Genomic DNA, 23,889 nt, shown 5'->3' on the forward strand with positions numbered 1-23,889 from the left:
CCCTCGATGCCGGCGATCCGCCAAGCCATCCTGGATCACCTCAGTCAGCCACCACCGCGGCGATGCCCGCACTGTGACGCCGTTCTCAATCTGCCACCCTGAAGTCAAAATGCCAAAGTAGTGCTAGGACGATGCGCTCCTTTTCGACGAAGATCGCAGCTTTCATTCTTGTTGCCATGATGAAAACTCCATTCGATCGGATCTCGCTGAAGAGAATATTGTTGCTAGACAATCGGGATTTATAGATATCATGACGATGACATCCGCGGGACGCCGACCCGGCCCGCGGATGTAACGTGTCGCGCCCAGGCGGACCTCGGCGCCGCTATCGAAACTCGCGTCGCGCTCGGAGTAGGACTGGCCGTGACCGAGGGACGTGGGACACCCTCGGTGTCGATCCGCGTCAGGCCGCTTCAGCGCGCTCCGGCACCGGAATTCCGATCCACTCCTTGTAGAACGTGTCGATGTCCGGTTCGAAATCACGGATCACCGGGTACCAGGGGGTCGGCGCCTCGACGTCGTGGAGGGTGCCGCATTCCGGGCAGTAATATTCTCGAAGAACCTGCCAGGACGGGGTCTGGGCCATCAGGCGCGGATAGATCTTTTCGAGCTTTTCAGCCGTGTCGCGGATGTTTATTTTCGCGAAGAGCTTCCAGTTTTCTTTCCATCCGCAGAAATCGTGGCCGCATTCGCAGCGAACCTTCCACTCCTTGGTCGTACCCAGTTGGACGATGTAGAGCTTCGGTCCGAGCGGCAGGATGATGCGGTCGTCCCAGTTCACGCGTTCCTGGAGGATCTCCAGATAGGTCGAAAACCGTTCCGGATCCTTGGGCGAGGCGAGCATCTGGTGGAGCGTGTCGTGATCGATCTTGCCGTCGATGAGGTCGGCGATCTTGGCGCGTGTGTAGGCCATGGGTGTCCTCGTTGGTCTCAGGAGGAAGGGGCGCCGGCCGGAGGGCGGGCGCGGGATCGGGTCTATTCTTCGACGAACTGAACGGTCTTGACGTCCGGAAGCTCGGAGACGTCCATGTGATAATGGGAGCCGTAGTGCGGTATGCCGATTTCCTCTTCGAGGATCTGCCAGTCTTCGGGTAAGTCCCAGAACGACTTGAAATCAGCCAGGAACTTTGGCCCGAGTTTGAACGACGCCGCGAACATCTGCTTGACGTGGTCGCCCGCGTCCTTGGCGAGGATCTTCTCGCGTTCGACCTTCATCCAGTCGCGGGTCGGCACGGACTTGGCGATGCGCGCCTTGCGGATGTCCTGGCGCATGGCGCGCGTGGCGGCCTCGTCCAGGGCGAAGACTCCGTCGGCGCCCTTCGTCGTCACCACGCCGTGGACCTGGGCGGCGAAGCGTTCGAGGAGGTAGCCTTCGTTCATGTCGGAGACGACGCTCAACGGCTCGCGATCGAGGGGGTCGCCGAAGCCGGGGCCGCCCTTCATCGTGTTGAGGTACAGGTCGTAATCGTGGAACATCTCCTCCGTGGTGATCGCCTGCTTGTCGCGCTTGATCACCGCGTCCTTGCCGAGAAGGCTGTCCCAGAGCGGGTTCTCGGGATCGGTGTCGCCACCCAGAGGCAGCGGCGCACCCTTGGCGATGAGGTCCTTCAGGTCGGTCTTATGGGCGGCGAACCGATAACCGGACGCAGCAGGATAGCCGCCCATCAGACCCCAATCCGAGGACATGTGGCCGTTGCCCATGAAGAACATCGTCCAGTCCTTGGCGTTCCAGACCAGGCGCAAGGTCTCGAAGCCGCAGCCGCCCCGATACTTGCCGGCGCCGCCCGAGTTCGGCTTGATCTCGCGACCGAGGTAGAGGAGCGGCTCGGCGAGTTCCCAGATTTCCATGTCGCCCATGTCGCCTTCCGGATTCCAGATGGCGGCCGCGTGGCTCAGGCCGTCCTGGACCGCCGTGGCCCCGGTACCGTTGGCGGCGCACTCGAACGAGTTGACAGCGTGGATCTCGTCGTACTGGTTGAAGCCGCCGCCCTGGAGCCAGTTCGACGTGTTGGCGTTGCCGGCGTTGACCTCCTCGAGGTAGCCCCGCCCGAAATAGGACCGTGACAGGCCTCGCCACAGCGGCGTCCAGGCCGAGACGAGGAAGTGCCAGGCATACGAGAAGGCGACCCGCCGGTCGTTGGGGTTCATCCACGTGCCCTTCGGCAAGCGGAACTCGGTGCCGTAGGCCGCCCCGTCGTTGATCATCTCGGACGGGATCAGCGTCTGGGTCATCATCACCCATATGCCCGAGGTAAAGCTGACCTGGTGGGCGTTGTAGGTGTGCCAGCCCCAGCGGCTCGCGCCTTCGAAGTCGAGCCGCCACGTCCCGTCGGCCCGGATCGTGATCTCGGACGGGGCGTGCATGATCGTATCGAGCTTGGCGAAGTCCGACGGGACGCGGACGTCCTCGTGCGCATAGGGCACGTCCACGAACCCGACCTGCCGGTAGATGCCTGGAATGGTCATCGCCTTGATGCGGGCCTGCAGGCCGAGGCGGCCGTGCTCGATGGCTTCGTAAGCGAACTTCCAGTAGTTCTCGATGCCTTCCTCGGCGACGACTTCCTCCACCAGCTTGCGGATCATGTGGCAGCCGGCGATCCGGGTGCGCTCGTCGAGCATCCAGTACCGGGTGGTGCGCACCATGCGCTGGCTCTCGTGCAGCCAGTCGCGGAACAGCGTGTCGTCGGCGCCGACCTTGCGGCAGGTGATCGAGTAGCCGTCGCCGAAGCGCTGCACCTGGCCCGTCGACATCGATCCGGGGCCGACCGAGCCCGTGTCGATGACGTGCGTGACTCCGCCGACCCAGCCGATCAGCTCACCCTGCCAGAAAATCGGTACGATGGTATGGATGTCGCACGGGTGGACGTTGCCGATGAGGGAATCGTTGTTGCAAAAGATGTCCTTGTCCTTGACGCCCGGGTTCGATTCCCAGTCGTTCTCGATCATGTACTTGATCGCCGCGCCCATGGTGCCGACGTGGATGATGATGCCGGTGGAGGTGAGGATCGAGTCGCCCGCCGCGTTGTAGAGAGTGAAGCAGAGTTCGCCCTCCTGCTCGACAATCGGCGAGGCGGCTATCTTCTTGGCTGTCTCACGGGCATCAACGACGCCGGCGCGCAGACGCGAGAACAGCTTGTTGTACAGGATGGGCTGGCTGTCGCGCAGGTCCATCTTTTCGAGGCCGGCGTAACACTTCGTACGCTTCGTCGCCTCCATGAGGCGATCGCGGTGCTGCTTCAGGGTCTCGCCGCCGCGCACGATCCCACGGGACGCGCCCTCGGCAGCCTGTGCTCGAATATTGACGTTCATCAGGATGATCCTTGTCCGTATCGATTGAGTAAGGGCTGCGATCAGACTTCCTTGAGGTGGAAGAGGCGGTGCCCGTCGAGGAAGGTCTCGAAACCGTCCGGGACAACGAAGGTCGTGGCGTCGGATTCGATGATGGCCGGCCCGGTGACGCGGTTGCCCGGGCGCAGGGACTCCATCCGGTAGAGCTGGGCGTCGACCCACCGCTTCTTGCGATAGAACTTGCGCGTGCCGAGGAAGGCGTCAGATGGCGCAGTTGCGCCCTCGAGCGGCTCCTTCGGGATCTTGGGCTTGGGAATGGGCACGCTCCCCCGCATGATGGCGCCGGTGACCGAGAAGCCGAGTTCGGGCGAGCGGGCGGAGGCGGCGTAGACACGCCCGTAAGTGGTGTTGAATGCGTCGACGATGCGTTCCCAATCCTCGGCCGTCGCGACCACTGGCAATGGGGACTCGATCTCGAGATCGTTGAGCTGACCGCGATACTGCATCCGGTAGCCGGGCTGCAGTTTGACTTGGTCGGCGTCGTAGCCGTTCAGCTTGAACTCCTCGAGGACGTTGTGGGTGAGTTCCTCCCACGCGGACTGGAGGGTCTTCGACGCCTGTTCGCGCTGCTCGGCCGGGGCATCGGGCGCAAGGTTGATGTCGAGGGACTTGTCGTAGCGGTACTCGAAGTCGGCGGCGGCGCATCCGAACGCGGAGAAGCCGGCCGCCCAAGCGGGCACGATGACGTCCTCGAAGCCGAGGCCCTCGGTATAGCCGTATGTGTGGACCGGCCCGGCCCCGCCATAGGAGAAGCACACGAAGCTCTGTGGGCTGTAGCCCTTGCCGGAGATCATCGCCCGCAGGTAATCGCGTAGGTCGGAGTCCAGCAGTTCGATGACGCCGGCCGCCGCGTCTTCCACCGACAGCCCGAGCGGGTCGGCCAGCTGTATTTTGATGGCGTCCACCGAGCGCTGGCGATCAAGGGTGATGGCTCCCCCCAGGAAATTGTCGGGATTGAGATAGCCGAGCACCATGTGGCAGTCGGAGATCGTCACAGTCTCGATGCCGCTCTCCTTCCAGCATACGCCGACGCGGTATCCGGCGGAGTCCGGGCCAAGCTTGATCGCCTTGGTGTAGGGATCGAGGCGGATGAAGGATCCTGCGCCAGCGCCCACCGAATCCATGGCGACGAGGGGCAGCGAGAGGACGAGCCGGGCCATGTCCGGGTCGTTCTTGATCGTCAGTTCGCCCTGCGTGATCAGCGCCACGTCGAACGAGGTGCCGCCGATGTCGGAGCAGGCGATGTTGTTGTAGCCCAGCACCTCGCCGAGGTACTTGGCGCCGATCACCCCGCCGATTGGCCCCGAGACGATGGTACGGGCGAGCTCCTTGGCCTTCCAGGAAATGGTACCGCCGTGGGTCGCCATGACGCGGAAGTCGAACTTGGTGCCGTGTTCCTTGAAGGCATCGGAAATCTTCTTGAGAGTTTGGCGCGACGGCTCCGCGGCGTAGCCCTCAAGGATGGTCGTGTTGGTCCGGTGGGTTTCTTTGCGGACCGGATAGTAATCCGCCGAGGCGAAAACTGGGATCGTGTTGCCGCTCTTGGCGATTTCCTCGATGACGATGTCGCGCGTCCGGCGTTCGTGGTCGGGGTTTTTGTAGGAATGTAGGAGGCTGATAGCGATGCCCTCGACGCCGGCGGCGATCAGGTCCTGGGCGGCCTCGCGGACGCTGTCCTCCCGCAGCGGGATCACTACCGTTCCGAACATGTCGATCCGCTCGATCACGCCGCGCGTCAGCTGGCGTGGGACGAGGGGGGGATCGTAGCGATGCGTGTTGAGGTGGATCCGGTCTTCGTAGGCGTAGCCGAGATGCGACTGCACCGCGCGGCCCATGCGGTGGAAGTCTTCCATCCCGCGATTGACGATCAGGCCGCAGCGCAGCCCTTTGCGCTGGACAACCCGGTTCAGCATGGCCGTTCCGGAATAGACGCCGGTCTGAAGGCCCTGGAGCCCTTCGTCGAGGGAAAGCCCCCAGGCGGTTAGACCGTCCTCGCTCGACGCGATGAGTCCGAGCGCTTCGTTCTGCGGGGTGCTCTGGGCCTTTCCGACGACGAAGTCGCCGTCCGCATCGACGAAGAATGTGTCCGTCATCGTACCGCCGGCGTCGATGCCGAGCACCTGTACGCTCCTGGCGTTCCGTGCCTGAATATTCACGGGCTTCCTCCTGTTTCGCATCAGCCTCTGTTGGGCCGAGCTATCCAGAAATCAGCAGTATCCGTGCCAAAAGTGCCTGTATCAAATTATTAAGGGGAACATCATCTTACCGCGACCGCGCTCTCATCTTGCCGCGTCCGCGAACGTCCGAAACACGGACAGGCGTCCGAAAGACAGACGCGGGGCTGAAATTTGGCGCCCGCGGCGGCTCATGTACGGAAGCCGATCGGATTGCCGACACATAGCGCAAGAGGACAAATGTCCTAATAGGGCGGATTTCTGCCTGTCCGCTTATGGTCTGCAATGCCTTGAAGCGGACCTCGTCTACGTGCGCGTTTTTGATCAGTTCGGCAGAAGTCCCGCCTCTCGATAGCCACCGATCAACGAATCGAACAGATTTATGTCCGAACGGCTTCGGGCGATGATCTGAGCTCCGGCTACAGCAGCATAGATGGCGCGAGATCTCGTCTCCCCGTCCTTCGGATCAACTGTCTTTGCAGAAATTAGGTGATCACGAAGCCAGGCCGTATTAACGTCTGCAAAGGTCTGGACCTCCTTCAGAACCTGATCAGGCAAAGCGTCATACTCTGTCGCCATGAAGCTGCTGAGGCACATGCGATTGTTGCGCTCCAGAGAGAGGCGAAAAATGCTGGGGTATCGCCGCAGCGCTTCCATCGGGCTTTGCGCATCCGATGAAATAGCCTCAAGATCGCGGGCAACGTCTTCCCAATAGCGGCGCGCAACGGCCTCGCCGAGGATGGCCTTGTTGGCGAAGTAGTAGTTGATGCTGGCGGCCTTGATGCCAACGGCCTCCGCAAGATCGCGGAAGTTGATGCCGCCATATCCATAGGCCATCGCGGCTTCCCTCGCTGCCACGAGGATCGCCTCACGCACATCCCTCTTCAACGTCGCTGCCATTCTCAGCCTCCGCCTGTCATATGGCAGACAGGGGTTGACGGCACAAGATGCCGGCCCTAGCTTGCTGCCTGTCATCTGACAGACAGGCAAAAATCCTCAGGGAAGCGAGACGACGATGTCCGACAAGCTCAAGCTTTTCACCTCACCCTCGGCCTTCCCGAACCCGCAGCGCCTGCGGATCTTCATGCACGAGAAGGGCATCGCCGGGCACTTCGATGAGACGGTCTACGACATGTCACCGGTCGGCGAGCAGCGGGGTTGGAAGCACCTGAAGATGAACGCTTGGGGCGAGACACCGACCCTCGCGCTCGCCGACGGCTCTTACTTGAGCGAGACCTCCGCCATCGCCCGCTACCTCGACGACGCGTTCGAAGGCCGCAAGATCATGGGCGAGACGGCGCACGAGCGTGGCCTCGATCAGATGTGGGACAACCGGGTGTGGGTGCACATCCTCTATCCCATCGTTACCGCATTCCATGTGCTGCATCAGGGTCTGGGCCCGAAGCTCGAACTGACCAGCAATCCGGCCTGGGGCGAGCATTCCCGCAAGGTGGCACTGGCGCATGCCGGTCTCGTCGACCGGCATCTCGCCGACGGCCGCGCGTGGCTGCTGGGCGGCGATCAGCCGACGTTCTCGGACATCACATTGGCGACGGCCATCGCGTTCTCCAAGTTCCCGGTAAACGCCACTCCGCTCGATGAGCGCTTCGAGCATCTCGATGCCTTCTGGCAGCGCTGGCAGTCTCGGCCGGCCTTCGTCGCTGCCTATGCGGACAGGAGCAGCGGTGTGCCGGAGATCGACAACCGGACGTGAGCGCCCAGCGGTCGGTCCCGGCCGGGGTCCGACCGCAATCCTGCCCGAGGAGGTCATCATGCCTTTTGCACGTATCGATCTGATCCAGGGGAAGTCCCCCGAGTATCGCGCTGCCGTGGCAGACATCGTCTATCGAGGCATCGTCGATGTCCTCGAAGCACCCGATGGCGACCGCTTTGTGGTGGTCAGCGAGCACACCGCAGACAATCTTATATACGATCCTCAATTTCTTGGCTTTAGCCGGTCGCCGGACTTCATATTGATCCAGGTGACGAGCACCGTCGGCAACGAGACGGACACCAAGTTCGCCTTCTATCGTTTCGTCGCCGACGAACTAAAATCGAAGTTGGGGATCCGACCTGACGATATCATGATCAACATGGTCTTTGTCGACAAGGCGGACTGGTCGTTCGGTGACGGTCAGCCATGGTGACGACGTCCGACGTCACCTCGATCTGAAGCCCCGGGACCGCCGACGAATGACCGGTTTGGAGAAGCGCCCACGGCTGTCGAGACACCTGCAACGGGTCGTAGGCAGCGGATCGCTGTTGCGCCGCGCCAGGTTCCGTAAGCGGATATTATCCGAACGATCCCTGTGAGGATCGCAATCCGACCGGGGAGCCGCATTCAGAAGCGGACGTTGCGTCTGCGACCCAACCCAGTCGTTCCGGGCCCCTAAGACGCTGCCCGGAAGCGGACATTGAGCGGGCAAGCTCCGTACGACTGAAGTTGGCGGGAAAGAGACCGGCTGCTGTCGGCGTTCCAGTTGAGAAGAAGCAGCCCTTGTTCGGCGGTCGATAGGCGCGCGAAGCGGTTCAATGCGGTCATGGCGATGCGATGATCCCCAAGCCTCGCCATGACCGCAGCGGATCGTAAGACTTACAGGCTTTTCCCAGTGGGCGATGCACTGCAGCGAACAATGAGATCCGGCACATAGTAGATCTACAGATTATTGCGTATCCATGCGCCGTGCGAGATGTTCACCGATCATCACGCAGGTGAAATGCAGGTTGGCCCGGCAATCACTGGGCATGATCGACGCATCGCAGACGCGCAGTCCGCCCACCGCGCGAACCTTGAGATCCGGGTCGACGACGCCGGATGCGTCCTGCCATCCGCTCATGCGGCAGGTGCCGGCCGCGTGCTGGATATCGCCGGCTTCGGCGAGCATCAGGGCATCGAGTTCGGAATCCGGGAGGCACGCGGCCTCGCCGATCGCGAGCGGGCTTTCTCCGAACCGGATCGCCGTGGCGAGGTCGGCCAGAGCCGGCTGTGCCATCAGGCGCGCGAGGCGTCGCACCGCATCGCGCATGCGCAGGCGATCGCGCGGATCGTCCAGCATGTTCTCCTCGATGACCGGATTGATCTCGGGATCGGCCGACGTGAGGTGCAGCGCACCGCGTGAGAACGCGTCGTACAACCCGACGCCGACAGCCCCTTGCGGGGTCGGCTCCGGACCCGTCAGGCCCCGGTGATTGTACGCGACGAGGATCATGTCGCGCTCGCCTCCGCCGGCGAGACCGCTCGAATACGTCACGCAGCAGTTGGTGTGCCGTGCGTCCGGACCGAACGCCCGGTGGTCGGGCCGCAGGTCCATCGTCGCCCGCAGGATCGGGTGATCCATGAAATGGCCGCCGACCGCCTCGTGCGCCTGAAGGACGGGGATGCCGAGGGCCTGGAGTTGCGCGGCCGGACCGATCCCGGAGCGCATCAGGATCGCCGGGCTATGGATGGCGCCGGCGCACAGGACGATCTCGTGGCCGTGAATCTCGGTCCAGGGCCCCGTCCCGAAGCGGACGCGGAGACCGACAGCGCGACGTCCTTCGAACAGGACGCGGTCGACGAGGGCGCCGCCGCGGATCTCGAGATTGGACCGCCCGCGTGCCGGCTCGAGATAGGCGTCGTTTGTGGTGACGCGGCGCCCATCGCGACTGTTGATCGGATTGCACGAGACGCCTTCGCCCTCCGGAGCGTTGAGATTCGCCTTCCAGGGATAGCCGACAGCGAGCGCTGCGTCCCGCAGCCCGAGATCCACCGCGCCCCAGGCCTCCGGCGGCGCACGGTAGACCGGGAGCGGACCGCCACGGCGGATGCCGGCTTCCGTGCCGAACTCGGCGTCGTCTTCGATCCGGTCGAAGAGCGGCAGCACGTCGCTGGCCGACCAGCCGGTGCAGCCCTGTTCCGCCCAGGCATCGAAGGCCGCCGGGACGCCGCGGATCGCGATCTGTGCGTTCACCGTCGAGCTGCCGCCGAGCGCACGCCCGCGCCAATAGAAGCGGGACTCCTGGACGCGGGTTCGCCGGCTCATCAGCCCGGGCCACTGCCAGTCCGCCTGGTGGTCCGGGTCGTACATGAACGGCACGATGTTGGCCGAGCGCAAGGCCGGCGGGGCCTCGCCGGTGCGCCAGTCGCGTCCCGCCTCCAGCAGGAGCACGCGTCGCTTCGGATCGTCCGAGAGGCGTGCGGCGAGCGCGGCCCCCGCGGAGCCGGCGCCGACGACGACCACATCGTACAGGGCTGCGCTCATTTCTTCTCAACGTTCCAGAACAGCGGGATGGCGGACGGGATCAGGCCGGTGAGCGTGGTCCGGTAGGCTGCCGGCTGCGCGAATTGGCCGAAGGGCACGACCAGGCCTTCGCCGTAGATGACGGACTGAATCGCGCCCGCGATGTCACGCCGCTTGTCCGGATCGGGCTCACGGGAGAACCGGTCGAACAGCCCGACCATGCGCTGGTCGCACATGAACCCGGAACTCGCCGCATCCTTGCAATTGAAGTTGATCGCCGAGTTCGTCAGCGGGGAGCTGAGGTCGAGGCCGAGGGCGTGAATGCCGAAGACGTTCCACCCGGCCTTCTTGGTGCGACGCGCGAGCAGGGCCGCCCAATCCATGACCTGGAGGTCCACGGTGAAGCCGGCCTGTTTCAGCCGGTCGGCCAGGATCGTCGAGGAGACGCGCGCCGCCTCGAGATCGTTGGCCGCCATCACGATCACGGGCTCGCCCTTGTAGGCTGTCGCCTTCAGGGCGGCTCGGGCCGCCGCCACCGACGGATCGCGCAGAGGCTCGGTCCCGGCATGCGTCTCGTAGGGGGAGCCGCAGATGAAGAAGGCGTCGCAGGTCTGCGAGAAGCGTGGATCCAGGCCGAACCCGTCCAGGACCTCGCGCTGATCCACGAGGCTCAGCAGCACGCGCCGGATCGCCGGGTCGTCGAAGGGCTTGGCCGCCGTATTGATGCGGTAATGCCCCGTGAACCTGTGCGGGCCGGTGAAGTTCATCACCGCCAAGGTCTTGTTGCGCTCGATCTGTTCGATCAGATCGAACGGCGCGTACTGCATGAGATCGATCTCGCCCACGCCGAGGGCGCCGACGGCGGTCGCACCATCCGGGATGATGCGGATGTCGAGGGCGTCGACCTTCACGACCTTGCCGCCGGCCAGGAAGTCCGCCGGCTCCGGACGCGGCCGGTAATCGGCGTTCTTGCGCAACAGCATGTGGTCGCCGGTGATGTGCGCGGCGCGGTCGTAGACGAAGGGACCCGACCCCATGACCTCCGAGAGCTGCGTCGTGGCCGGCGTCGCGGCGAGCCGGGCGGGCATGATGAAGGGCGTCGGGCTCGACGTGGTGCCGAGCGTGTCGAGCACGAGGCCGTAGGGCTCCCGCAGCGTCAGCACGAAGGTTTTGTCGTCCGCGGATTCGAGCCCCGCCGCCACGTCCATGAGCCGGCCGCCGAGCGCGCTGCGGGCTGCCCAGCGCTTGAGCGAGGCGACGCAGTCGGCGGCCCGGACGGGGGTGCCGTCATGGAAGCGCAGGCCGTCGCGCACGGTGAAGCGCCAGGTCAGGCGATCGTCCGACACCGACCACGTGTCGACCATCTGCGGCTTGAACACGCCCTTCGCGTCCGGCGCGAACAGCGTGTCGTAGACCATGAAGCCGAAGGTCCGGGTGATATAGGCCGTGGTGGAATAGGGATCGAGGGTGACGACCTCGGCTTCGAGTACTGCCCGCACCGTCGTTTCCGCACCGGCCGGTGCCGGCGCGAGGAGCGCACCCGCGGCTGCGATCAGCCCGGGAAGCCAGAATCGTCTCATGCGTATTCACCCTGTGTCCGGGCCGGCTAAGCAAGCCGGATACCAGCAAAAGATGGCGTGCCGATCCAGGGTCGTTCGGCGCGATCCGCGAGGGCACCGTGCGGGCCTCGTCACCCAAGAATTGGAGGGCTGCCGGATCCGCGCCACCAGAAGTGGCCTGTTCGATGCATTCGGCTGGAACGGCCCCAGTTCGCCGTGGGGATTGCCGGATCGCCCCGGGGCGATCCGAGCCGCTTGAAAAGGTCCCGGATGAATCGACGCGATTTCGCCAAGCTCGTGCTCGCTGCAGGTGCGGCGGGGCCGATCCCCTTCGGCATCACGCGCGCTGCAGGCCAGACCCGCGGCGGCGTCCTCAACACCGTGATCCAGCCCGAGCCGCCGATCCTGGTCTCGGCGCTCAATCAGCAGGCCCCGACGCTCACGGTCTGCGGCAAGATCTACGAGAGCCTGCTCACCTACGATTTCGATCTGACGCCGAAGCCCGGCATGGCCCAGAGCTGGGAGCGCAGCCCGGATGGCCTGACCTACACGTTCAAGCTGTTTCCCGGGATCACCTTCCACGACGGGTCGCCGATGACCTCGGAGGACGTGGTGTTCTCGGTCACGAAGGCGCTGATGGAGGCCCATGCGCGGGCGCGCGGCACGTTCTCGCGCCTTGCGTCCGCCGAAGCGCCGGACCCGCTCACCGTGGTGTTCAAGCTGAAGGAGCCGTTCGCGCCCTTCCTGCACGCTTTCGACGCCACGACCGCGCCGATCATCTCCAAGGCGCTCTACGAGAACACCGACCTGCGGCAGAACCCGAACAACGCCCGGGCGATCGGCACCGGCCCGTTCAAGCTCAAGGAATGGGTCAAGGGATCCCACATCCACCTCGTGCGTCACGAGGGCTATTACCGCAAAGGTGAACCCTATCTCGACGAGATCTACTACCGCGTCATTCCGGACGCGGCCTCCCGGGCCGTCGCCCTGGAGAGCGGCACGATCCAGCTGACCCAGTGGAACGACGTCGAGGCCTTCGACGTGCCGCGCCTCAAGGCGCTCCCGAACCTCGACATGACCACGAAGGGCTACGAGTTCTACGCCCCCCATCTCTGGCTGGAGATGAACACGCGCATCGCGCCGATGAACGACCGGCGCTTCCGGCAGGCGGTGCTCTACGCCATCGACCGGGAGGCCCTGCGCAAGCGCGTCTTCTTCGGCCTCGGAAAGGTCGCCACCGGCCCGGTCTCCTCGAAGACGCGGTTCTACGAGCCGGACGTGAAGACCTACGCGTACGCCCCCGCGAAGGCGATGGCGCTCCTCGACGAGATGGGGCTGAAGCCCGGCGCGGGCGGCAAGCGTGTGAGCCTGAAATACCTGGTGCCGCCCTACGGCGAGCTGTGGCAGCGGGTGGCCGAGTACGTGCGCCAGTCCCTCGGCAAGGTCGGGATCGACATCGTACTGGAAGGCATCGACGTCGGCGGCTGGGCGGCGCGATGCGGCAACTGGGAGTTCGAGATCTCCGCGCCCTGGACCTACCAGTACGGGGATCCCGCTCTCGGCGTCTCGCGCTCCTACATCTCCACGAACATCCGCAAGGGCATCCTGTTCTCGAACACCTCCGGATACAGCAACCCGGACGTCGACAGGCTGTTCGAGGAGGCTGCCGTGGCGCGGGACGACGCCACCCGGCAGACGCTCTACAGCCGGGTCCAGAAGATCCTGGTCGAGGACGCGGCGGTTGCATGGCTCACGGAGCTCGACTTCCCGACCTTCACCGACAAGCGCATCAAGGATCTCGTCGTCACGGGCAGCGGCGTGAACGACACCTTCGCCCGGGCCTATCGCGCATGAGGACGATAGCCGCCCTGGCCGCCTGGATCGCGCGGACGCTGGCGGTGATCCTGGTCATCGCCAGCGTGAACTTCGCCCTCGTCCACGCGGCGCCCGGCGATCCGGCCCAGGTCATCGCGGGCCAGTCCGGCGCCTCGGACGAGACGCTTCTCCGGCAGCTCCGGGCGGAATACGGCCTCGACAAGCCCTACCCGGTACAACTCGCGACCTATCTGGGCCGGGTCCTGCGGCTCGACCTCGGCTATTCCTACCGGCAGCAGCGGCCGGTGCTCGGCCTCGTCCTGGAGCGCCTGCCCGCGACCCTGCTGCTCACCGGCACGGCCTTCGCCCTGGCGCTCGGGTCCGGGATCCTGCTCGGCACCCTCTCGGGGGTGCGGGCGGGCCGGTGGTCCGACACCCTGATCGGCCTCGTGGCGCTGGTGCTCTACGCCATGCCGGTCTTCTGGCTCGGCCTGATGCTGGTGCTGGTCTTCTCGGTCCAACTCGAATGGCTGCCGGCCTTCGGCTACCGCAGCGTCGGCGCGACGTTCTCGCCGCTGGGGCAGGTCGGCGACGTGCTGGCGCACCTGATCCTGCCCGTCCTGTCGCTCGCCGCGGTCTATCTGGCGGTCTACGCCCGCCTGATGCGGACCTCGATCGTCGAGGTCGCCGCCCAGGACTTCGTGAAGACCGCCCGGGCCAAGGGCCTCACCCGCGGCCGCGTGATCCGCGACCACATGATCCGCAACGCGATCCTGCCGGTGGTGACGGTGGCCGGCATGCAGGCCGGCGCATTGGTCGGCGGCTCGGTGGTGGTCGAGACGGTGTTCGCCTGGCCGGGCCTCGGTCGGCTGGTGTTCGAGGCCCTCAGCCAGCGCGACTATCCGGTCCTGCTCGGGATCTTCCTCGTGATGTCCGTGCTCGTGATCCTCATCAACATGCTGACCGACCTGCTCTCGCGGCTCATCGATCCGCGGATCGCCGCCTCCGCGAAGGCCGCGTGATGGGGGTCATCCGGGCGTTCCTGCGCAACCCCGGCGGGGTGATCGGCCTCGTGCTGCTCGTTGCGGTGGTCGCGGTGGCGATCTTCGCGCCGCTCCTCGTCCCGGTCGATCCCTGGGAGATGGTCGGCGCGCCCTTCGAGCCGCCGCTCAGCCCCGATCTGCCCCTGGGCTCCGACACGATGGGCCGGGACATCGCCGCCGGCCTCGCCCATGGCGCCCGGGTCTCGCTGGCGATCGGCCTCGCCTCGACGCTCGCAGCGCTGCTGGTCGGCGTGGCGATCGGGGCGACGGCCGGATGGTTCGGCGGCCTCGTCGACGCCGTGCTGATGCGGATCGCCGAGCTGTTCCAGACGATCCCCGGCTTCATCCTGGCGGTGCTGCTGGTCGCGACCCTGGGGCCGTCGCTCGCTCACGAGATCCTGGCGATCGCGGCGATCAGCTGGCCGCCGCTGGCACGCCTGACCCGCGGCGAGTTCCTGCGGTTGAAGAACCGGGACTTCGTGCGGGCCGCCGCCTGCCAGGGCGAGCGCCCCGCGGCCCTGGTCCTGCGCCACATCCTACCGAACGCCCTGGCGCCGATCATCGTCACCGGCTCGCTCACGGTCGCCACCGCGATCCTGATCGAGAGCGCGCTGAGCTTCCTCGGTCTGGGCGATCCGAACCTGATGTCCTGGGGCTACATGGTCGGCGCCGCCCGCACGGTCATCCGGCAGGCCTGGTGGACGAGCGTCTTCCCCGGCGCCGCGATCCTCGTGACGGTGCTCGCCATCAACCTCGTCGGCGAGGCGCTCAACGACGCGCTCAACCCGCGGCTTGCCCGGCGGAGCGGCGCATGAGCCGGCCGGTCCTCACGATCACGGACCTCTCCATCAGCCTGCCGCGGGGCGCCGACCGGGCCCAGGCGGTGAGCGACGTCTCGATCACGGTGGGCGCCAACGAGATCGTCTGCCTCGTGGGCGAGTCGGGGTCGGGCAAGTCGATGATCGCCCATGCGATCCTGGGCCTGCTGCCGCCGGGGGTGACGGTCGCCGGCGGCGCGGTCGCGCTGCGCGGTCGCGACATCGCCACCGCGTCCGAGGCGGAGATGCGCGCCATCCGCGGACGCGAGGCCGCGATGATCTTTCAAGAGCCGCTCAGCGCGCTGAACCCGCTGAAGTGTATCGGCGAGCAGATCGCCGAGGCCATACGGGCCCATGCGCCGGAAACGCCGCGCGCCGCGGTCGGAGCGCGGGTCGGCGCGCTGATCCAGGATGTCGGCCTGCCGGACCCGGCGCGGATCCGGGCCAGCTTTCCGTTCGCGCTGTCGGGCGGCCAGCGCCAGCGGGTGATGATCGCCATCGCCATGGCCAACAATCCGGCGCTGCTGGTGGCCGACGAGCCGACCACCGCCCTCGACGTGACCACGCAGGCTCAAATCCTCACGCTGATCCGCCGCCTCCAGAGCGAGCGCCAGATGGGCGTCCTGCTGATCACGCACGATTTCGGCGTGGTCGCCGAGATGGCCGACCGCGTCGTGGTGATGCGCGACGGCCGGGTCGTCGAGCAGGGCAGCGCCGAAGCGGTCCTGACCGCGCCTCGCGACCCCTACACCCGGGCACTGATCGCCGCGGTGCCGCATGGCAGCGGCCGCCCGGCGCGCAGGACGAATGCGGCGTCGCCGCCGCTGCTCGAGATCGAGGCGCTCTCCAAGACCTTCATCACGCGGCAGGGGTGGTTCCGTCCGGCCCGGCGCGTGGTCGCCGCGGACGGGATCTCCCTCACGCTGTCGGCCGGCGAGACGGTGGCGGTGGTGGGCGAATCGGGGTCGGGCAAGTCGACCCTGGGGCAGATGATCCTGCGTCTGGCCGAGCCGGATTCGGGCCGGGTCCGCTTCGGGGGCCAGGATCTCCTGGCCCTGCGGGGCGAGGCGCTCCGGGTCGCACGCCGCCGCATCCAGATCGTGTTCCAGGACCCGTTCGCGGCGCTGAACCCGCGCCAGAGGGTCGGCGAGGCGATCGCCCGCGGCCCGATGGCCTACGGCGTGCCGAAAGCCGAGGCCGTCGCCGAGGCGCGGGCGCTGCTCGACCGGGTCGGCCTGAAAGCCGGCGCGGCCGAGCGCTTCCCGCACGAGTTCTCCGGCGGCCAGCGCCAGCGCATCTGCATCGCCCGGGCGCTGGCGCTCAAGCCGCGCGTCCTCGTGGCCGACGAGGCGGTCTCGGCGCTCGACGTCTCCGTGCAGGCCCGCGTGCTCGACCTGCTGGCGGAGCTCCGCGCCGAGTACAATCTCGCAATGCTGTTCATCACCCACGACCTGCGCATCGCCGCCCGGATCGCCGACCGGGTCGCGGTGATGCAGCAGGGCCGGATCGTCGAGACGGGACCGGCCGCCGTGATCTTCGCCGCGCCCGAGCACCCCTACACACGCGGCCTCGTGGCCGCGATGCCGGGCCGCCGCCTGTTCGGCGGTCTCGACGCGTCGGCGCCCGAGGCGCTGACCGCCTGAGCGCGTATGCCGGTTCGGCGACGATGGCCGGCGGCACCGGCACGGATGATGCAGCGACCGTGTGTTTTTCGAGGCGCCTGCAACTCTCGGGGAGATCCATGGCTTCGGCGAGCGGACGAATTCTGACGGGCGCGGAGGTGAAGGCGCTGTCGCAGCGCTCGGACCTGCGCGGTGCGGTGCGCCTCGGCGCGCATGTCCTGATGTTGGCCGGCTCCGGCTGGCTGGTCTGGCGCTCCGGACCGTGGACGCTGCTGCCCGCCATGATGCTGCTCGGCATCGTGCAATCGGCGCTGTTCGCGCCGATCCACGAGACCATCCACCTGACCGCGTTCCGCTCGCGCCGGGCCAACGCCGTCGTCGGCTGGCTGGTCGCTTGCCCGTCGCTCCTGAACTGGCACTTCTACACGGCCTTCCACCTCGCCCATCACCGCCACACGCAGGATCCCGAGCACGATCCCGAACTCGCGTTGCTGCCTCCCTCCACCCTCGACGCCTATGTCTGGCGCGTGATGGCGCTGCCCTACTGGCGCACCCGTCTCCAGGTGGCCTGGGCCGGCCTGCGCGGCGACCTCTCGGCCTACCCCTTCATCACGGAGCGCGCCGCGCCGCGCATCATCCGGTCGCTCAGACTGATGTGCGCCGTCCTGCTCGGCGTCTCGGTTCTCGGTATGGTGCTGATCGGCTGGTGGGCGCCCCTGGTGTTCTGGATCGGGCCGCAACTCCTCGGGCAGCCGTTCCTGCGGCTCTACCTGCTCACCGAGCACACGCTCTGCACCATGGACGACAACGGCCTGACCAACACCCGCACGACCTTGACCAACGGCCTGATGCGTCTGCTCATGTGGAACATGCCGTTCCACACCGAGCACCACCTCTATCCGTCGATCCCGTTCCACCGCCTTCCGGACGCCCACGCGGCGATGCGCGAGCGCCTCGTCGTGCTGCAGCGCGGCTACGCCAAGTGGCATGTCGGCTTCGTCCGGACGTTGCGCCCGTGACCGGATGGCCGACGGCTACCGGAACCTTCGAACTCGGGGACCTGCCGCTTCAGTCGGGCGCCGTGCTGCCGGGCGCGCATCTGCGCTGGAAGACGCACGGGACTCTCTCGCCTGGGCGCGACAACGTCGTGCTCTATCCGACGAGCTACGCGGCCCAGCATCCCGACCTCGAATGGCTGATCGGCCCGGATGGCGTGCTCGATCCGGAGCGGTGGTTCATCGTCATCCCGGACATGTTCGGCAACGGGCTGTCATCGAGCCCATCGAACACGCCGGACTGGCCCGGCCTCGTCACCGCCTGGGACAACGTCCACGCCCAGCGCCGCCTCATCACCGAGATCTGGGGGATCGCGCGGCTGCACGCCGTCTACGGCTGGTCGATGGGCGCTCAGCAAGCCTACCATTGGGCGGCCCTGTTCCCCGAGCAGGTCGCCCGGGCGGTGATCACCTGCGGCAGCGCCCGCACCGCCACCCACAACAGCGTGTTCCTGAAGGGCCTCATGGCGGTGCTGGAGGCCGCGCCCGAGTATCGTGGCGCCGGCCGCTTCTCGGCCGAGCCCGTCGCTTCGCTGCGGGCCTTCGGGCGCATCTACGCCGGCTGGGCGCTCAGCCAGGACTTCTACCGGGCGGACCTGCACCGGACCGCGCTCGGCGCGCCGGACCTCGACACCTTCCTGCGCACCGACTGGGAGGAACGCTTCGCCCGGCGCCCGGCGGCCGACCTCTACGCACAGCTCCGCACTTGGGACGCGGGCGACATCAGCCGCAACCCAGGCTTCGACGGCGATCTGGCGCGGGCGCTCGGCGCGATCACGGCCCGGCTGCTGCTGATGCCCGGGGAGACCGACCTCTACTTCCGCGTCGCCGACAACGCGGCCGAGCTGCCCCACCTCCGGGATGCCATCCTGCGGCCGATCCCCAGCATCTGGGGCCACCGCGCGGGCAATCCGTCGACCAATCCGGCCGATGCGGCTTTTCTCCGCGACACGGTACGTGCGTTCCTCGGATCATCCGAAGTCATATGAGTGCCGGACGGGCCCAAAACTACCCAATCCAACTATAGGCCGCTCCTCTCGTCAGCCTGGGAGCGGACTTTCCCAAGTCGCACGCTCGGTCGCACACTGGGTCGCACACGGCTGCGGACTATCGCGGTGCGCCTCGATCCGTAGCGTGCCCTTACGCGAATCGCTGAGCGAAACAGCCGTCGCGCTGAATGTCGGCTCTGGAGGAGCGGCCTGATCTGCCTGAATGACTGAGATGGGCGCAAAGCCGAACGTCGGCTTTCGGGCGGCGACCCAACGGTAGCTCTCGACCCATTGCAGGCCTTCAAAACGTCCGCTCACTGGCTGTCTCATTGTTCCTGAGTGACCGAGCTTGGCCTTCTGCGTCCACAGCCGGTGGCACCAGATCAGATTTGAACCATCCCGCCATCGACGAACAGCTCGACGCCGTTGATGAAGCTGGAAGCGTCCGAGGCCAGAAACAGGACGGCCGCGGCGACGTCCTCCGGTCGGCCGATCCGACCCGAGGGGATGCTCGCGAGCATCCCCGTCTTCACCGTCTCGGCTTGATCGCCGCTACCGAACAGCTCGGTCAGCCCGGCCGTGTCGGTCACGCCGGGGCTTACGACGTTGACCCGGATGTGCCTGTCCTTGAGGTCCAGGATCCAACTGCGCGCGAAGTTGCGTACCGCCGCCTTGGTCGCGCTGTAGACACTGAAGGCGGGCGTGCCGGCCGAGCCGGTGGTCGAACCTGTGAGAACGACGGACGCGCCATCGCGTAGCAGCGGGAGCGCCTTCTGGACCGTGAACAGCACGCCCTTCACGTTGGTCGCGAAGATCGTGTCGAAGTGCGCCTCGTCGATCGCCCCGAGCGGGGCGAAACTGCCCCCGCCGGCATTGGCGAAGACGACGTCGATCTGCCCGTGGTTCTGGCGGACCGTCTCGTAGAGCCGATCGATGTCGGCGAGCCGGCTCATGTCGGCCTGCACGCCCGTCACTTCGCCCTTGGTCGCCTCGCCGCCGATTACCGCGACCGCGGCGTCGAGTGCGTCTTGGCGCCGGCCGGTGATGTACACCGAAGCTCCCTCCGCCGCGAACGCCGTGGCGGTTGCGAGCCCGATCCCACTCGTGCCGCCGGTGACGACCACCACTTGGTTCCTGAACCTGTCGTTGCGCTTGATCGCGGTCATGTCTGCCTCCTCCGATGCGGGGAAGGTAGCCGGGGCGGCATCGCCCTTTGATGCCGGCGCGGCGCGATCCGATGACCGGCCGGATCAACCGGCCTGTGAGCTGTCCGCCTGCGTGATCCGCGCGCCCGCATCCCGACGCAGGCTGCCCGGACGGACACCGTACTTGCGCAAGAACGCGCGGCTGAGCGCGGCTTGGGACTGGTAGCCCACGTCGACCGCGATCTGGTCGAGCGAGCTGGTGTCTGTCCGCAGGCGGTGGCGGGCTAGCCCGAGCCGCAGGTCGGCGAGGAACTCCAGCGGCGCCATGTCCACCGCCTTGCGGAAGGCGCGCACCAGGCTCGCCCGTGAGGCGGCGGCGATCGAGGCCAGCTCGTCCAGCGTCCAGGCGCGCACAGGATCGCGCACCATCGCGAGCACCGCCTGCGCCGTCACGCGCTGCCCGATGAGCCGGAGCAGGCCCTCGGCCGACGCGGAGGCTTCGAGGTGGGCGCGCAGCAGCATGATGAACAGCGCGCTAGCGAGATCGCTCGCGATGGCGATCGATCCGGGGCGGATATCGGTCAGCTCCGAGCGGATGCCGGCGACGAGGGGGCTGTATCGGCTGGCCAGAGGCTGCAGGCCGACCCGCAGCACGATCGTGTCGGGCAGCGCCGCCAAGATCAGGCTCTGGGGCGCACCTTCGAAGCTCAGCCGGCCGCAGACCAGCTCGACATCTGGCTCGACCCCAACGGTCGTCTTCAGCCGCAATTCGCCGATCCGCCGGACCGTGGTCACGGACTGCGCATGCCCGGCACTCTCAACCGCGCGCGTGGTGTGAGCGTCGCCGTGCGGCAGAAGCAGGACGTCACCCGCTTCGAGCCGCAGCACGCCGGTCCCGTGGCGGTCGAGCAGCGCGCAGCCCTGCGTGACGATGTGGAAGTAGGCGTGGCCGTTCGGCTCGGGTTCGTGCGGGGACGTCCAGGCCCCGCCCAGGCGGCACACATCATCGAGCACGGGGCGCACGCGCAGGAGCGGCGCGAGCCCGCTCAGGATGTCATCCGTCATCCTGTCCGCCATGACGCTCCTCCGCGGCGCGCTTGATCCGCGCGGTCATGATCCTGCGCCGGGCCGGCATCGCGAGACTCGGCGCCAGAGATCATCTTTGCGGCATCGAAGCAGGCGGTCGTGTCCGCACCCGATCCAGACCGTGACCGGCAGCACCCGACCCGCGTCCATGAGGGTCGAACACCTCCGATTTGGCAAGCATCCGACCTTTTGAACCAAGGAGCCTCGTCATGAACACGCAGATCCGTCAGGTCCTCGGCATCGTCTCGGGGCAAAGATCCAACCGCATCGGCCTGGACGCCGTGCGGGTCGCCATCGCCACCATCTTCATCTGGATCGGGGGGTTGAAGTTCGCTCCCTACGAGGCCGACAGCATCACCCCGTTCGTGGCCAACAGCCCGTTGATGTCGTTCTTCTACAAACACCCCGACCAGTACGCGCAGCACCTCACTCACGAGGGCGAACTCAAGCTCGCCGAGCGCGCTTGGCAGGCGGCGAACGACACCTACGCGTTCTCGAACGGCCTCGGGACCGTCGAGATCGCCATCGGCCTTCTGGTCCTCGTCGGGCTGGTCTCGCGCCGCTGGGGTCTCGTGGGCGCGGTGCTCGCCTTCCTGACGCCGGTGGTCACGTTGTCGTTCCTGGTGACGACGCCCGAAGCCTGGGTGGCGGCGCTGGGCGATGCGCAGCACGGCTTCCCGTACCTGTCCGGCGGGGGGCGCCTCGTGCTGAAGGACATCGTTCTGATGGCTGGCGCTTGGCTCGTGGTGGCCGACGGGGCCCGCGCCGTACTCGAACACACGGCTCAGACCTCGGCGGATCGTGCCGGCCTGGGCGCTCCCCTCGCGACCGCATCCCGGACCTAGGACCCGCGAGCGCCGCTCATGCGCGGCGCTCGCTTTGGCGATGCGAAGCAGTGCGGAAGCTCTTCGGAGCGGAAGGACTGCCTGATGTGAGGCCCCCGACAACCTGATCTTCGGAGCACAGACTATGACCGCCCGTGAACCTGCATCCGGCGTCGCGAGACAATCGTTCTCCCTATCACGCCGCGGCTTCTGCCTCTGCTGTCTGTCCGCATCTGCTCTGCCGACGGCGAGCGGCTGGCTCTCACCCCGCTCCGCGTTCGCACAGGCGCGCGGCATTGTGGACACGATTATGTTCGAGGCCACCCGCTCGCCGATCACGGTCCATAGGCTGCGCGGGGGTGTCGCCGTGCTGGAGGGGTCTGGCGGCAACGTCGCGGTTCTGACCGGGCCGGACGGGAAGCTGCTGGTGGACGCCGGGATCGGCGTGTCGCGCGCCCAGATGCTGACGGCGCTGAACGACCTCGGCGACGCGCCGATCACCCATCTCATCAACACACATTGGCACTTCGATCACGCGGACGGCAACGCTTGGCTGAACGCGGAAGGGGCGGAGATCCTCGCCCACGAGAAGACCCGCAAGCACCTCGCGGCCGCGCAGCGCGTGGACGACTGGGACCACGACTTCCCCGCGGCACCACCCAACGCGCTGCCGACGCAGGTGTTTTCGTCCGAGCACGAGACCAAGCTGAACGGCAGCACGCTGATGCTGAAGCATTACGGCTCCGCCCACACGGACAGCGATATCTCCGTCCGCTTCGTCGAGGCCGACATCCTGCACACTGGCGACACGTTCTGGAACGGCATCTACCCGTTCATCGATTACTCCACGGGTGGCAACATCGACGGGACGATCGCCGCAGCTGAAGCGAACATAGCCGCGACGACAGATCAGACTATCGTCATCCCTGGCCATGGAGCGCCGGTCGGTACTCGCGCACAGCTGCGCGACTTCCATGACATGTTGGTGGACGTGCGTGCGAACGTCGCCGGCTTGAAGAGGCGAGGCCTATCCTTAGAGGCGACTGTCGCTGCCCGCCCGACCGCGGCGCACGACGCGAAATGGTACCGGTCCGTCATCAGTCCAGCGCTCTTCACCCGTCTGGTCTATGAAGGAATTTGAGACGCAGTTTTGGATTGAGGAGAAGCATCATGGCCACAATCACAACCCAGGACGGCGTCGAGATCTACTATAAGGACTGGGGTCCGAGGGATGCGCAGCCGATCATGTTCCACCACGGCTGGCCGCTCTCGTCGGACGACTGGGACACGCAGATGTTGTTCTTCCTCAAGCACGGCTACCGTGTCGTTGCCCACGACCGCCGCGGCCACGGCCGCTCGGCACAAGTGTCGGACGGGCACGACATGGACCACTACGCGGCCGACGCCGCCGCTGTGGTCGAGCATCTCGATCTTAGGAACGCCATCCACATCGGCCACTCCACTGGCGGCGGCGAGGCCACACGCTACGTCGCGCGATACGGCGAGCCTCAGGGTCGCGTGGCCAAGGCGGCGCTGGTGAGCGCCGTGCCCCCATTGATGCTGAAGACCGCAGCGAACCCGGAAGGACTGCCGATCGAAGTATTCGACGGCTTCCGCCAAGCGCTCGCGGGCAACCGCGCCGTGTTCTTCCTCGACGTCCCATCGGGACCGTTCTACGGCTTCAACCGCGACGGCGCTCAGGTCCAGCAGGGTGTGGTCCGGAACTGGTGGCGGCAAGCCATGATGGGCTCTGCCCTGGCGCAGTACGAAGGTATTAAGGCGTTCTCAGAGACCGATCAGACAGAGGATTTGAAGGCGATCGGCGTTCCGACGCTGGTGCTGCACGGCGAGGACGATCAGATCGTGCCGATCGTCGCGGCGGCGCCGAAGTCGGTCAAGCTGCTGCGCAATGGCACGCTGAAGACTTATCCCGGCTATGGCCATGGCATGCTGACGATCAATGCGGACGTGCTCAACGCCGACCTACTCGCCTTCGTAAGGGCGTGAGGTGGGCGCGGGGCCGAAGGTCTGCTTCCGGACTTCGTGCCGACTTCCGCTTGCCATCCTTCTCCGAAATTCAAAGGGGCCGCTTGCGGGTAGCTTGATCCAACTCTGTGATCGCTACTGCCTGGCTTAGTGACTTCCCCACGGTCCTGCCGAGCCCCCATGTTATCGTCGCCCTAAACCCTCC

At 66.4% G+C, this 23,889-nt stretch carries 19 protein-coding genes; 11 read left to right on the forward strand and 8 right to left on the reverse strand.

Annotated elements, in window-relative coordinates; genetic code table 11:
• Positions 1-403 precede the first annotated feature (403 nt).
• The 4 genes from FV233_RS19695 to FV233_RS19710 all read right to left on the reverse strand — a co-directional run bounded on the left by FV233_RS19695 (position 404) and on the right by FV233_RS19710 (position 6,422).
• Positions 404-913: an acetone carboxylase subunit gamma gene (locus tag FV233_RS19695; protein ID WP_147898504.1), complete on the reverse strand. Its 510-nt coding sequence runs from the start codon at positions 911-913 to the stop codon at positions 404-406.
• A 62-nt stretch (positions 914-975) separates the two neighbouring features.
• On the reverse strand, positions 976-3,309 hold the full coding sequence (locus FV233_RS19700; RefSeq protein ID WP_147898505.1) for a hydantoinase B/oxoprolinase family protein: 2,334 nt from the start codon (positions 3,307-3,309) through the stop codon (positions 976-978).
• A gap of 41 nt (positions 3,310-3,350) precedes the next feature.
• The gene (locus tag FV233_RS19705) at positions 3,351-5,504 is read right to left on the reverse strand and encodes a hydantoinase/oxoprolinase family protein (protein ID WP_147853922.1); all 2,154 of its coding nucleotides are present in this window, start codon (positions 5,502-5,504) and stop codon (positions 3,351-3,353) included.
• A 342-nt stretch (positions 5,505-5,846) separates the two neighbouring features.
• Positions 5,847-6,422 (reverse strand): TetR/AcrR family transcriptional regulator, encoded by a 576-nt coding sequence (locus FV233_RS19710; RefSeq protein WP_147853921.1) that lies wholly within the window; start codon positions 6,420-6,422, stop codon positions 5,847-5,849.
• Positions 6,423-6,537: 115 nt separating this feature from the next.
• Between FV233_RS19710 and FV233_RS19715 the strand changes: the two genes are divergently transcribed.
• Positions 6,538-7,236, forward strand: a complete 699-nt coding sequence (locus FV233_RS19715; RefSeq protein WP_147853920.1) for a glutathione S-transferase C-terminal domain-containing protein — start codon at positions 6,538-6,540, stop codon at positions 7,234-7,236.
• Positions 7,237-7,294: 58 nt separating this feature from the next.
• Positions 7,295-7,669: a tautomerase family protein gene (locus FV233_RS19720; protein ID WP_147853919.1), complete on the forward strand. Its 375-nt coding sequence runs from the start codon at positions 7,295-7,297 to the stop codon at positions 7,667-7,669.
• Positions 7,670-8,185: 516 nt separating this feature from the next.
• Here FV233_RS19720 and FV233_RS19725 read toward each other — a convergent pair.
• Together FV233_RS19725 and FV233_RS19730 are read right to left on the reverse strand one after the other, a co-directional pair.
• Complete coding sequence (locus FV233_RS19725; protein WP_187278170.1) at positions 8,186-9,751, reverse strand: GMC family oxidoreductase; 1,566 nt, start codon at positions 9,749-9,751, stop codon at positions 8,186-8,188.
• An 8-nt stretch (positions 9,752-9,759) separates the two neighbouring features.
• A complete protein-coding gene (locus FV233_RS19730; RefSeq protein ID WP_147898507.1) occupies positions 9,760-11,322 on the reverse strand; it encodes an ABC transporter substrate-binding protein in 1,563 nt (520 codons plus the stop codon).
• A 249-nt stretch (positions 11,323-11,571) separates the two neighbouring features.
• Between FV233_RS19730 and FV233_RS19735 the strand changes: the two genes are divergently transcribed.
• The 6 genes from FV233_RS19735 (at position 11,572) to FV233_RS19760 (ending at position 18,643) form a co-directional block, all read left to right on the forward strand.
• On the forward strand, positions 11,572-13,155 hold the full coding sequence (locus FV233_RS19735; protein WP_147898508.1) for an ABC transporter substrate-binding protein: 1,584 nt from the start codon (positions 11,572-11,574) through the stop codon (positions 13,153-13,155).
• Entirely contained in the window at positions 13,152-14,138 is a 987-nt protein-coding gene (locus FV233_RS19740; protein ID WP_147898509.1) for an ABC transporter permease, read from the forward strand. Before FV233_RS19735 ends, FV233_RS19740 begins: the two co-directional genes overlap by 4 nt.
• Positions 14,138-14,974: an ABC transporter permease gene (locus FV233_RS19745; protein WP_147853915.1), complete on the forward strand. Its 837-nt coding sequence runs from the start codon at positions 14,138-14,140 to the stop codon at positions 14,972-14,974. Before FV233_RS19740 ends, FV233_RS19745 begins: the two co-directional genes overlap by 1 nt.
• A complete protein-coding gene (locus FV233_RS19750; RefSeq protein ID WP_147898510.1) occupies positions 14,971-16,620 on the forward strand; it encodes an ABC transporter ATP-binding protein in 1,650 nt (549 codons plus the stop codon). Before FV233_RS19745 ends, FV233_RS19750 begins: the two co-directional genes overlap by 4 nt.
• 98 nt (positions 16,621-16,718) lie before the next feature.
• Positions 16,719-17,618 carry a fatty acid desaturase gene (locus tag FV233_RS19755; protein WP_187277660.1) on the forward strand — a complete coding sequence of 300 codons (900 nt, stop codon included), beginning with the start codon at positions 16,719-16,721 and terminating at the stop codon, positions 17,616-17,618.
• Positions 17,615-18,643, forward strand: a complete 1,029-nt coding sequence (locus tag FV233_RS19760; protein WP_147853907.1) for an alpha/beta fold hydrolase — start codon at positions 17,615-17,617, stop codon at positions 18,641-18,643. Before FV233_RS19755 ends, FV233_RS19760 begins: the two co-directional genes overlap by 4 nt.
• 383 nt (positions 18,644-19,026) lie before the next feature.
• Here FV233_RS19760 and FV233_RS19765 read toward each other — a convergent pair whose 3' ends face one another.
• Together FV233_RS19765 and FV233_RS19770 are read right to left on the reverse strand one after the other, a co-directional pair.
• Entirely contained in the window at positions 19,027-19,809 is a 783-nt protein-coding gene (locus FV233_RS19765) for a glucose 1-dehydrogenase (protein ID WP_147853708.1), read from the reverse strand.
• A gap of 84 nt (positions 19,810-19,893) precedes the next feature.
• Positions 19,894-20,853, reverse strand: a complete 960-nt coding sequence (locus FV233_RS19770; protein WP_246690037.1) for an AraC family transcriptional regulator — start codon at positions 20,851-20,853, stop codon at positions 19,894-19,896.
• Positions 20,854-21,083: 230 nt separating this feature from the next.
• Between FV233_RS19770 and rclC the strand changes: the two genes are divergently transcribed.
• The 3 genes from rclC (at position 21,084) to FV233_RS19785 (ending at position 23,705) form a co-directional block, all read left to right on the forward strand.
• On the forward strand, positions 21,084-21,719 hold the full coding sequence (gene rclC, locus FV233_RS19775) for a reactive chlorine resistance membrane protein RclC (RefSeq protein WP_281406470.1): 636 nt from the start codon (positions 21,084-21,086) through the stop codon (positions 21,717-21,719).
• A 124-nt stretch (positions 21,720-21,843) separates the two neighbouring features.
• A complete protein-coding gene (locus FV233_RS19780) occupies positions 21,844-22,839 on the forward strand; it encodes an MBL fold metallo-hydrolase (RefSeq protein WP_147853706.1) in 996 nt (331 codons plus the stop codon).
• A gap of 29 nt (positions 22,840-22,868) precedes the next feature.
• Complete coding sequence (locus FV233_RS19785) at positions 22,869-23,705, forward strand: alpha/beta hydrolase (protein WP_147853705.1); 837 nt, start codon at positions 22,869-22,871, stop codon at positions 23,703-23,705.
• The last annotated feature ends 184 nt before the right edge of the window (positions 23,706-23,889 follow it).

Origin of the sequence: Methylobacterium sp. WL7 (assembly GCF_008040085.1) — a bacterium.
Classification (GTDB): Bacteria; Pseudomonadota; Alphaproteobacteria; order Rhizobiales; family Beijerinckiaceae; genus Methylobacterium; species Methylobacterium mesophilicum.

Bases quoted from the DNA above. Each gene is read 5' to 3' on its own strand.
- FV233_RS19720 (WP_147853919.1), top strand. From the start codon at position 7,295: ATGCCTTTTGCACGTATCGATCTGATCCAGGGGAAGTCCCCCGAGTAT.
- FV233_RS19700 (WP_147898505.1), bottom strand. From the start codon at position 3,309: ATGAACGTCAATATTCGAGCACAGGCTGCCGAGGGCGCGTCCCGTGGG.
- FV233_RS19735 (WP_147898508.1), top strand. From the start codon at position 11,572: ATGAATCGACGCGATTTCGCCAAGCTCGTGCTCGCTGCAGGTGCGGCG.
- FV233_RS19750 (WP_147898510.1), top strand. From the start codon at position 14,971: ATGAGCCGGCCGGTCCTCACGATCACGGACCTCTCCATCAGCCTGCCG.
- FV233_RS19715 (WP_147853920.1), top strand. From the start codon at position 6,538: ATGTCCGACAAGCTCAAGCTTTTCACCTCACCCTCGGCCTTCCCGAAC.
- FV233_RS19770 (WP_246690037.1), bottom strand. From the start codon at position 20,853: ATGACGGATGACATCCTGAGCGGGCTCGCGCCGCTCCTGCGCGTGCGC.
- FV233_RS19755 (WP_187277660.1), top strand. From the start codon at position 16,719: ATGGCTTCGGCGAGCGGACGAATTCTGACGGGCGCGGAGGTGAAGGCG.
- FV233_RS19710 (WP_147853921.1), bottom strand. From the start codon at position 6,422: ATGGCAGCGACGTTGAAGAGGGATGTGCGTGAGGCGATCCTCGTGGCA.
- FV233_RS19780 (WP_147853706.1), top strand. From the start codon at position 21,844: ATGACCGCCCGTGAACCTGCATCCGGCGTCGCGAGACAATCGTTCTCC.
- FV233_RS19785 (WP_147853705.1), top strand. From the start codon at position 22,869: ATGGCCACAATCACAACCCAGGACGGCGTCGAGATCTACTATAAGGAC.
- FV233_RS19695 (WP_147898504.1), bottom strand. From the start codon at position 913: ATGGCCTACACACGCGCCAAGATCGCCGACCTCATCGACGGCAAGATC.
- rclC (WP_281406470.1), top strand. From the start codon at position 21,084: ATGAACACGCAGATCCGTCAGGTCCTCGGCATCGTCTCGGGGCAAAGA.
- FV233_RS19740 (WP_147898509.1), top strand. From the start codon at position 13,152: ATGAGGACGATAGCCGCCCTGGCCGCCTGGATCGCGCGGACGCTGGCG.
- FV233_RS19765 (WP_147853708.1), bottom strand. From the start codon at position 19,809: ATGACCGCGATCAAGCGCAACGACAGGTTCAGGAACCAAGTGGTGGTC.
- FV233_RS19730 (WP_147898507.1), bottom strand. From the start codon at position 11,322: ATGAGACGATTCTGGCTTCCCGGGCTGATCGCAGCCGCGGGTGCGCTC.
- FV233_RS19745 (WP_147853915.1), top strand. From the start codon at position 14,138: ATGGGGGTCATCCGGGCGTTCCTGCGCAACCCCGGCGGGGTGATCGGC.